This window comes from Streptomyces sp. KLMMK, from assembly GCF_036961605.1.
GTDB classification, from domain to species: domain Bacteria; phylum Actinomycetota; class Actinomycetes; order Streptomycetales; family Streptomycetaceae; genus Streptomyces; species Streptomyces telluris.
Genome location: NZ_JBAMDC010000260.1, coordinates 1 through 9,539, shown reverse-complemented (window position 1 = coordinate 9,539; position 9,539 = coordinate 1). Strand labels below are relative to the sequence as shown.

Here is a 9,539-nt window from a genome sequence, read left to right as displayed (position 1 = left end):
CACCCCACGGGCCGCAGCCCCGGCGGCAGGCCGCCCCTCCTCGCCCGTAGCCGCGATCTTCAGCTGGCGGACGTACATGAAGACCGCGAAGCTCACGCACAGCGCCAGTGCCGGGGCGCCGACGATGTACGCCCACACGTACCGGATCCCCAGCCGCCGCGACTCGGTGATCATGAAGGCCGCCAGGCCCAGCCAGATCAGCACCAGGTCCGCGTAGATGAACTGGGACGCCAGGTTCGTCAGTGCGTCGTGGAGGAAGTTCCGGATGACGCCGGCCGCGCCGTCGGCCCCGTCGTCCAGGGTCCGCCGCACGAAGGCGACGGCCAGCGCTCCCATGGCGACGAGGCCGCCGAGGGCGAACAACGCGTAGAAGACGCACAGCGCGCGGTCCCTGCCCCGCACTTCACCGAGTCGCATCACGCCGGCCTCCAGGTCGGTCGTAGGAGTGGTCGTAGGGATGGTCGGGGCGAGAGCCGTAGCGGTAGTCGTCGAGGGCGAAGTGCCGGGCCCGCCAGGCGGCTTCGTAGGTGCTGGCGGGACGGACCGCCGGCGCGTCCCCGCGTTCGTCGAAGTAGTAGCTGTTCGAACGCCGGCAGCTCTCGTGCAGGAAGACCGTGCCCGGCTGCCGGCGCAGCGTCCTGCGGAAGGACTCGTCGTGCTTCTCCGGGCGGATCACCGCTTCCGTGGCGCGCCGCCGCCGTGCCTCCCCGATCACCCGCAGCGCGTGGGTGACCTGATAGTCGATCATCCCGAACCACGATCCGCCGGTGAAGGAGTACGGCCCGACGATGAACCACAGGTTCGGGAACCCCTTGACGGACGTGCCTTCGTAGGACTGGAAGCGCTCGGTGCGCCAGAACTCCCTGAGGTCGCGGCCGCCCGTGCCGTGCGTGGGGAAGGGCGGCAGGTTCTCCAGGGTCCGGAACCCGGTGGCCAGCACCAGGACGTCGAACCGCTGCTCCTCGCCGTCCGCCGTGCGGATGCCGGTCTCGGTGATCTCCTCGATGGGCTCGGTGACGAGCCGGACGTTGTCGCGGGTGAAGGCGCGCCAGTAGCCCTTGCCGAACGACGGCCGCTTGCAGCCGAGCCGGTACGCGGGAAGGAGCTTGTCCATCAGCTCGCGGTCGCCTTTGACCTGGCGGCGCAGATACAGCCGGGACGCCGCCTCGCCGGCCTTCACCAGGAAGGGGAACCGGCGGTAGTGGATCATCGCGATGACGAAGCCGGCCTCCGTCGCGGTGTCGGTGACCAGCCGGACCGCCCGCTGTGTCCACGGAGCCGCCCGGAACAGCCGGCGGACCGCGGCGGGCAGCGTGAAGTCCGGCTTGGGAAAGACCCAGACGGGGGTGCGCTGGTAGACGTGGAGGTGCTCCACCCGGGGCGCGATCTCCGGGATCAGCTGGATCGCCGAGGCGCCCGTGCCGATCAGCCCCACGCTCCGGCCGTCCAGTTCCAGGGAGTGGTCCCACGTCGCCGTGTGGACGACGTCGCCCTTGAACCGGTCCAGCCCCTCGATGGCGGGCGCCTTCGGCTTGGTGAGCCAGCCCGTGGCGCAGATGACGAACCGCGCCGTGACCGGCGTGCCGTCCTCCAGGAACACCTGCCACAGGTGCTCCGCCTCGTCGTAGACGGCCCGCACCACCCTTGCGCCGAAGCGCATACGGGGCCGGAGGCCGTACTTGCCGACGCAGTGGTCCGCGTACGCCTTCAGTTCCGCTCCGGCGGGGAAGGCCCGGGACCACGACGGGAAGGGCTCGAAGGCGAAGGAGTAGGAGAAAGCCGTGATGTCCACGGCGATGCCGGGGTAGGTGTTGGCGTTCCAGGAGCCGCCGGCGTCGTCCTGTTCGTCGATGACGGCGAAGTCCTCGATGCCGGCCCGGAGCAGGCCGATCGCCGCGCCGATGCCGGCGAACCCGGCGCCGATCACCAGCACTTCGTGGTCGGGGGGCACCGGTGCGCCCTTCCCGCCGGTCACAGGGACAGGCCGATCGCCAGTACGGCCCCGAACGCGAGCAGCAGCAGGCACGTGTGCTCCAGCGCCGGTATCAGGTCGCTTCCGCGGGCCCCGCTCAGCACCCGGCGCAGCGGGAAGGCCGCGGAGGGGACGGCGGCGATCACGAGCGCGGCCCAGGGGCGGGCGGTGGACAGCAGGAGCGCGGACGCGAAGGCGGCGGCGACGCACAGCGCGTAGTACACGCGGGTGCGCTTCGCGCCCAGCAGCACGGCGACGGTGATCTTCCCCGCGGCGGCGTCGGTGCGGATGTCGCGCAGGTTGTTCGTCGTCAGCAGCGCGCAGGAGAGCAGGCCCATGGGGACGGACGCGCCGAGGGCGAGCGGGGGCACGTGTCCCAGCTGGATGCCGGTCGTGGCGGACACCATCACGACGCCGTGGAAGAGGAAGATGCTGAGGTCGCCGAGCGCCCGGTAGCCGTAGGGCCGGGGGCCGCCGGTGTAGAACCAGCCGGCGAGCCCGCAGTACGCGGTGAGCGGGATCACCCACCAGGAGACCGTCACGGCCATGACCGCGCCGGTCACGATCGCGACGGCGTACAGCAGCATTCCGGCGCGCAGCACCTGCCGGGGCGTCGCCTGCCCGGAGCCGACCAGCCGGGTGGGCCCCAGCCGTTCGTCGTCGGTTCCCCGGATGCCGTCGCTGTAGTCGTTGAAGTAGTTCGTGCCGATGACGAAGCCCAGCATGAACAGCAGGGTCAGCACGGTGCGCCACCAGAGGACCTGGCCGAGCGAGTGCGCGACGCCCGTGCCCACCGCGATCGGCGCCAGGGTCACGGGGAGGGTCTTCAGCCGGGCGCCCCTCACCCAGGTCCGCACGCTGCCCGGGGCCGGCCGCCGGTACGCGGTCACCGGGGCGGTCATCGTTTCGTCCCCACGCCCAGATAGAGGACGTCGGTGGACTTGGTGGGGATCATACGAACCTCCTCGCGTCGTTTGACGACGTAACGGGCCAGGTCGGGCAGGTGCGGGCGCAGCCCCAGCAGCCGGAGCTCCACGCCGTGCGCCCGCGCGACCCCGACCAGCCGCTCCCGGTTGACGAAGAGGCGGTGGTCGTGGGTGCCGCGCGGGGGCCTGCCCGGGAGGGGGAGGTTCTCGGCGAGGGTGATGGCGACCAGCCGGGCCAGGCCGGTGTCGGGGATGGTGTCGACGATCAGCGTGCCGCCGGGGCGCAGGACCCGGCACAGCTCCGACACCACGACGAAGGGCTCCGGGACGTGTTCGAGGCACTGCCCGGCTGTGACGACGTCGAACGACGCGTCGGTGAAGGGGAGTCGGGTGATGTCGGCCCGGAACACCGCGTCGTAGCCGTGCTGCCGCGCCTCCCGGAGCGCCATGGCGGACAGGTCCACGCCGAAGACGCGGTATCCCTTGCCGGCCAGGTGCGGGCCGAACAGGCCGCCCCCGCAGGCGACGTCGAGCAGCCGGGGCGGCTCGCTGCCGTCACCCGCCGCCGGGCCGGGAGCGGTCGCGGTGTCGGGGACGAACGCGGCGCGGGCCCGCGCGATCCAGCCCAGCGGTGCGAGCGCCCCGCGCGGATCCCACCACTGGCCGGCGAGACCGTCGTAATCGGTGATGAAATTTCGTCTGTACCCAGCCACGACCACCGTCCGGGGAAGGGGGATCCGAGCCGAAGGTTTCCGGCTTGAAAGGCTAGGGAGACCGCCGCGGGGCCGCCAGGAAAAGGGCCCTGACGCCGGGTCAACCCGCCACCTGTGACCTGGGTCACAGTGGGGTGGGTGGTGGGCCGGGATGCCCGCCGCTTCGCTATCGGGGCTGGTGGGAGCCCGGGGTGTGGCCGAAGGCGCGGCGGAAGACGTCGATGAAGGCGCTGGCGGACGACCAGCCGCACATGTGGGCCACGGTGGTCACCGGGGTGTTCTCCGCCAGCAGGATCAGGGCGTGGTAGAGCCGCAGTTGGGTGCGCCACTGCGGGAAGGTCATGCCGAGGTCGGACTTGAAGAGCCGGGACAGGGTGCGGTCGCTCGCGCCGACCTCCTTGCCCAGGGCGGCGAGGGTGCGGTCGTCGGTCGGGTCGGCCTGCAGGATCGCGCACAGCGCCTTGAGCCGCGGCACGGTGGGCGCCGGCAGGTGGACGGGCTCCTGCTGCGAGGCCCGCAACTGGTCGAGCAGGACGGCCCGCAGGCGCCCGCGTTCGGGGCTCTCGTCGTCCGGCGCGCGGGTGTAGGCGAGGATCAGCTCGCGCAGCAGCGGGCCGACGGTCAGCACGGTCGGCTCGTCCAGGCCGAGCGGGTTGTCGGTCGCGGGCAGGCCGACCAGGTGCAGGTCGAGCCCCCCGTGCGCCTGGTGGGCGTGGACGGTCCCGGCGGGCACCCAGATGGCGCGGGTGGCCGGGGCGATCCAGGAGCCCGCGTCGGTGGTGATGGCCAGAACACCGCGGGCGGCGTAGACGATCTGGTGGTCGTCGTGGCGGTGGGCGTCGATGGCGGCTCCGGGGGCCAGCCACTGCATGCGGGTCGGCGCGACCGGCTCATGGCGGATGTTCTTCATCGATTGGCAGATTATCGGAAGTGCGACACGGTGCCGAGCGGCGAACATGATGAGGTGCCAAGGAACAAAGCGATCCTCCTCCTCTCGGTCGGGCATGCCTGTGTGGACGTCTACCAGGGTGCGGTGGCCGCGCTCGTGCCGTTCTTCGTCGCCGAGCGCGACTACACGTACGCCGCGGCATCGGGCATCGTGCTCGCCGCGTCGCTGCTGTCCTCCGTGGCACAACCGCTGTTCGGCGTGCTCACCGACCGGTGGGCGATGCCCTGGCTGCTCCCCCTGAGCACGTTCCTCGGCGGGCTGGGGATCGCCCTGAGCGGCCTCGGTGGGTCCTACGCGCTGACGCTGGTGTTCGTGGCCGTCTCCGGGGTCGGCGTCGCGGCGTACCACCCCGAGTCCGCCCGCGTCGCGCGCGTCGCCAGCAAGGGCAGTCACACCGCGATGGGCTGGTTCTCGCTCGGCGGCAACCTCGGCTTCGCCGTAGCCCCCCTGATGGTCGCAGGGGTCATGGCCGCCGGAGGCCTGCGGCTCACACCGCTGTTCGTGGTGCCCGCTCTCGCCGGCAGCGTGCTGTGCCTCCTCGTCGTGCGCATGCTGGACAGGACGTCAGGGACCGGTGCCCGCAAGGACGTTGCCGCGGCGGGCGCCGACGACAGGGCTTCGTTCGTGAAGCTGGCGCTGGCGGTGGTCTGCCGGTCCATCGTGTTCATCGGCCTGAGCACGTTCATCTCGTTCTACACCCAGCAGCGCACGGGTGGCGGTACGGCTGCCGGCACCGCGGCGCTGTGCGTGCTCTACCTGGGCGGCGCGGTCGGCACGGTGCTGGGCGGCAACCTGGCCAACCGGTGGGACCGGGTCACCGTCGTGCGCGGCGCGTACCTGATGACCGTCGCCGCCGTCGCGGGCATCGTCTTCGCCCCCGGCCCGGTGATCTACCTTTTCGTGGCCCTCACTTCGGCCGGGCTCTACATCCCCTTCTCGCTGCAGGTCACCCTGGGTCAGGACTACCTCCCCTCGCGCGTCGGCACCGCCAGCGGGATCACCCTCGGCCTGACCGTGAGCATCGGCGGCCTCGTCAGCCCGGTCATCGGCAGCGTCGCCGACGCCACCTCCTTGCAGACGGCCCTGGCCCCGCTGATCGCGATGCCCGCCCTGGCCTGGCTGCTCTTCCGGACCCTGCCCGAGCCGGTCGTGCCGAAGCCGGCGGCACCGGCGGCCGGACCGGCTCCGGCCCCCGTGCAACAGGGAGCGGCGGCCACCCCCGAGGCCGAGCTCTCCCCCTCCCGGCGGGACGCCCGTTGACGGCCCCTGCCCGCCGGCCGCGGAAGCCTCCGGGCCCTCACCGGCCCGGAGGCTCCCGTCCGTTTTGGCGCCCCGGCGTTCCCGGGGTCCGGCTCACGGCGGGCTGTGGCCGGTGTCCGCTGCCGACGCCAGCATCCGGTCCCGGTAGGCGCCCGGCGTGACGTGGACGAACTCCTTGAAGCGGGCGATGAACACGCTCGGCGAGGTGAACCCGCACAGGTGGGCCGTATTGGTGACCGACTCGCCGTTGGCGAGGTGGGCCAGTGAGGCGACCAGGCGGACGAGGGTCCGCCACTGCGGGAAGGACATCCCCAGCTCGGCCTTGATCAGCCGGCGCAGGGTGCGCTGGCTGGTCCCCAGGTCCCGCGCGTGGTCGTCGAGACTGCGGCCGTCGGCGGGGGCGTGGATCAGCGAACTGCTCAGCGCCAGCAGCCGCGGGTCGCGGGGAGTGGGCAGCGACAGCGCATTGGACTGGTGCTTCTCGCTGCGGAGTTCGTAGCGCAGCACGTTCTCCAGCGCGGACCGCATCCGGGCCGGCCGGTCCGGTTCGGACAGCGCGGTCAGCACGTGCCGGGCCAGCGGGGTCAGGTTCACCACCGTGGGGCGGTCGCCGGCCCGGGCCCGCATCGGCGGGTAGGCCAGCATGATCGTCGACACGAGGCTCCGGGTGTGGGCGCGGTGGGAGTGCTCGAGCCCCGGCGGGATGACGACGGCGCGGTCCGGGGCGGCGACGACCCAGGTTCCCAGTGCCGTGATCACGGCCAGGACGCCGGTGTGCGGGACGACGACCTGCGTCTGCTCGTGCCGGTGCGGAGGGACGGTCTCGTCCGGGCGCAGGACGAAGCGCCGGACGACATCTTGATCATGGCCGTTATGAAGTATCACCTGGCCGATTATTCACTACCGACTGAACAGACGGTTTTGAGAAGCTCCAGGGCAGGGGGGTGCAGAAAGACATTCGAACGGATTCCACGACTTTCCTCGGGGCGCGATCTCCGCGTCCGTAGCGTTTTCCGGACCCGACCAGCCGGATAAACGCCCGGGGTGACCGGCGGTGCCGCGCCGGCCGAGCCCCAACCTTTCCATTCTCAGAGCTTCAGCGCGTCCATTCATCGCCCTTTCCGCACATGCGACACATGATGTGGTCCGGGCTGATCCAGCATGCCCTGCGGACCACGACTCGCTTTGCCGTGGATTGTTTCGGCGATCCCTGCAGAGGAATGGAAGTGAACGCAACGCATGACCTTCATCACCGCTGCCCACGAGCTGCTCGAGAGCGATGTCTACATCGATTTGCGGCCCACTCTCGGCATACCGCTCCACCTCAAATGCGAAGGTTTCAACTTCGCCGGATCCATAAAAATCGTCCCGGCCACGTGGATGGTCGCCACCGCGGAACGCGAGGGCGTCATCGGCCCCGACTCCATTCTGATCGAGTCCTCTTCCGGCAATCTCGGCGTGGCTCTGGCCGTGACCGCCGCGTCGAAAGGGCTGCGCTTCGTCTGCGTCACCGACCCCAACTGCAACCCCGCCACGGTCAACCTCATGCGGGCCCTGGGCGCCGAGGTCGTCATCGTCGGCGAACCCGATGCGACCGGCGGTTACCTGGCCGCCCGCAAGGCGTACGTGCGAAAGCGCTGCCGGGAGGACCCCGCCTGCGTCTGGCTCAACCAGTACGAGAACCCGGCCAACTGGGCGGCGCACTACGAGAACACCGCCCCCTTCATCGCCAAGCAGTTCCCCGACCTCGACACCCTGTTCATCGGCACGGGCACCGGAGGCACCCTCATGGGCTGTGCCCGCTACTTCCGCGAACACCGGCCTCAGGTTCGCATCATCGCCGTCGACAGCGTCGGCTCGGTCAGCTTCGCAGGAACCCCGGGGCCACGGCACATCCCCGGACTCGGCGCCGGCACGCCGATGCCGCTGATCGACCCGGAACTCACCGGCGACCTCGTCGACGAGGTCATCCGCGTCCACGAGATCGACACCATCCGCACCTGCCGCCGGCTCGCCGCGCGCGGGATGCTCCTGGGCGGTTCCTCGGGAACGGTCGTCAGCGCCGCCACCCGGTGGCTCGCCCGGCACCGCACCCCCGCCCACACCGCCGTCGCCATCGCCCCCGACCTGGGGGAGCGCTACGTCGACACCATCTACGACGACACGTGGGTCACTCATCACTACGGCCACGACGACGTCCACTCACTCCTGGAGAACCATTGAGCGACCAGGCAGAAATCCCAGAATTCTCCGTCGTTCCGGGCCGCACGGTGCACCGGGTGCTCGACGGCCGCCAGCGGGAAATCACCGAACTCGTCGAAAAGGCATACCTCCTGCACGGCGAGGCCCGCACCATCAATCCGCCCTCCTACTTCCTGCGTTTTCCCGACCGGCCCACCGCCCGCATCATCGCCCTGCCGGCGTCGGTCGGCGGCGACCGCCCGGTCGACGGCATCAAGTGGATCTCCAGCTTTCCCGCCAATCTGGACCGGGGCATTCCCCGGGCCTCCGCCGTCCTCGTTCTCAACGACCCGGTCACGGGATATCCGTACGCGTGCCTGGAGAGCTCCATCATCAGCGCCGTGCGTACCGCCGCCTCCGCCGCGGTCGCGGCCCGGGCCCTTATCGGAGGGCGCTCCGCACTTCGTGTGGGATATCTCGGCACCGGGCTCATCGCCCGCTATCTGCACACTTACCTCTCCGCGCTCGACCTGACCCCCGAAGAATTCGGCGTCCACGACCTGTCGGCGGATTACGCCCGTAGTTTCGCGGATTATCTGGGCACCGCCGCCGGCACCGCGGCCGTACGCGTCCACGATTCTGCCGAGGAACTCGTCCGCTCTTCCGACGTGGTCGTCTGCGCCACCACGGCGGCGGCACCGCACCTCGTCGACCCGTCCTGGTTCGCCCACCATCCGCTGGTGCTGCACGTGTCCCTGCGGGACCTCGGCACCGACGTCATCCTCGACAGCGTCAACGTCGTCGACGACGTCGAGCACGTCCTCAAGGCGAACACCTCGGTCCACCTGGCCGAGCAGCTGACCGGCGGCCGGGACTTCCTGGACGGCACGCTCTACGACGTCCTCACAGGCAGGACGGCCGTCCCCGACGACCGCACCGTGGTCTTCTCGCCCTTCGGCCTGGGCGTGCTCGACCTCGCGGTCGGCGAACACGTCTTCACCCGGGCCCGGGAACAGGGCGGACTCTCCGTGGTCGACGGCTTCTTCCACGACCTGCAGCGCCACGGCAGCCCGGGTACGGAGGCGGTGACCCGATGACGACGTCACAGGACACGCAGCCGGGCACGCGGCAGGACACGCCGCAGGCCACCGGGCGCGCGGTGCACGTCCGCGCCGAACTCTCCCTGGCACCGGGCACGGTGGACCGGGCGAACGCCCTGGCCCTGCGCAGGGCCCAGGACGCCGACACGCGGACGGGCGTGCTGGAGTACGTCATCCGGCACGCCGAGCAGGAACCCGACCGCCCCGCCGTCACCGAGGGCGAACGGACGCTGACCTACAGGCAGTTGCTGGACAGGGTCGCCGCGATGCGGGACACCCTGCTCTCCCGGGGCGTGCGCGCCGGTGACGTGGTCGCCGCCGTGGGCCCCCGCAGCACCGGCACGCCCGTCGTCTTCCTCGCGCTGGAGAGCCTGGGCGCCTCCTACCTGCCCGTCGACCCGGGCTGGCCCGAGGGCCGGGTCCGGGACGTGCTCGGCC

General features: G+C 71.0%; 10 protein-coding genes. 4 read left to right on the top strand and 6 right to left on the bottom strand.

The window, feature by feature from the left end; translation table 11 throughout:
* The 5 genes from V7793_RS27215 to V7793_RS27195 all read right to left on the bottom strand — a co-directional run.
* On the bottom strand, positions 1-417 hold a 417-nt coding region (locus tag V7793_RS27215; protein WP_336011021.1), incomplete at its 3' end, for a DUF2834 domain-containing protein.
* Positions 404-1,951, bottom strand: coding sequence for a flavin-containing monooxygenase (locus V7793_RS27210; RefSeq protein WP_336011019.1), 1,548 nt, complete (start codon positions 1,949-1,951; stop codon positions 404-406). The genes V7793_RS27210 and V7793_RS27215, both read right to left, overlap by 14 nt.
* A gap of 20 nt (positions 1,952-1,971) precedes the next feature.
* On the bottom strand, positions 1,972-2,874 hold the full coding sequence (locus V7793_RS27205) for a 1,4-dihydroxy-2-naphthoate polyprenyltransferase (RefSeq protein WP_336011017.1): 903 nt from the start codon (positions 2,872-2,874) through the stop codon (positions 1,972-1,974).
* A complete protein-coding gene (gene ubiG / locus V7793_RS27200; protein ID WP_336011015.1) occupies positions 2,871-3,611 on the bottom strand; it encodes a bifunctional 2-polyprenyl-6-hydroxyphenol methylase/3-demethylubiquinol 3-O-methyltransferase UbiG in 741 nt (246 codons plus the stop codon). Before ubiG ends, V7793_RS27205 begins: the two co-directional genes overlap by 4 nt.
* A 166-nt stretch (positions 3,612-3,777) precedes the next feature.
* Complete coding sequence (locus tag V7793_RS27195; RefSeq protein WP_336011013.1) at positions 3,778-4,521, bottom strand: AraC family transcriptional regulator; 744 nt, start codon at positions 4,519-4,521, stop codon at positions 3,778-3,780.
* Between the two features lie 54 nt (positions 4,522-4,575).
* Between V7793_RS27195 and V7793_RS27190 the strand changes: the two genes are divergently transcribed.
* Complete coding sequence (locus V7793_RS27190) at positions 4,576-5,820, top strand: MFS transporter (protein ID WP_336011010.1); 1,245 nt, start codon at positions 4,576-4,578, stop codon at positions 5,818-5,820.
* Positions 5,821-5,913: 93 nt separating this feature from the next.
* On the opposite strand, the gene V7793_RS27185 is transcribed toward V7793_RS27190, so the two are convergent.
* On the bottom strand, positions 5,914-6,705 hold the full coding sequence (locus V7793_RS27185) for a helix-turn-helix transcriptional regulator (RefSeq protein ID WP_336011007.1): 792 nt from the start codon (positions 6,703-6,705) through the stop codon (positions 5,914-5,916).
* A gap of 354 nt (positions 6,706-7,059) precedes the next feature.
* Between V7793_RS27185 and sbnA the strand changes: the two genes are divergently transcribed.
* The 3 genes from sbnA to V7793_RS27170 form a co-directional block, all read left to right on the top strand.
* On the top strand, positions 7,060-8,043 hold the full coding sequence (gene sbnA / locus V7793_RS27180) for a 2,3-diaminopropionate biosynthesis protein SbnA (protein ID WP_336011004.1): 984 nt from the start codon (positions 7,060-7,062) through the stop codon (positions 8,041-8,043).
* Positions 8,040-9,098: a 2,3-diaminopropionate biosynthesis protein SbnB gene (sbnB, locus tag V7793_RS27175; protein WP_336011002.1), complete on the top strand. Its 1,059-nt coding sequence runs from the start codon at positions 8,040-8,042 to the stop codon at positions 9,096-9,098. Before sbnA ends, sbnB begins: the two co-directional genes overlap by 4 nt.
* Positions 9,095-9,539, top strand: a 445-nt coding sequence (locus V7793_RS27170; RefSeq protein ID WP_336011001.1) for an AMP-binding protein, incomplete at its 3' end; no start/stop codon positions are given. The genes sbnB and V7793_RS27170, both read left to right, overlap by 4 nt.

Bases quoted from the DNA above. Each gene is read 5' to 3' on its own strand.
- V7793_RS27205 (WP_336011017.1), bottom strand. From the start codon at position 2,874: ATGACCGCCCCGGTGACCGCGTACCGGCGGCCGGCCCCGGGCAGCGTG.
- V7793_RS27195 (WP_336011013.1), bottom strand. From the start codon at position 4,521: ATGAAGAACATCCGCCATGAGCCGGTCGCGCCGACCCGCATGCAGTGG.
- sbnA (WP_336011004.1), top strand. From the start codon at position 7,060: ATGACCTTCATCACCGCTGCCCACGAGCTGCTCGAGAGCGATGTCTAC.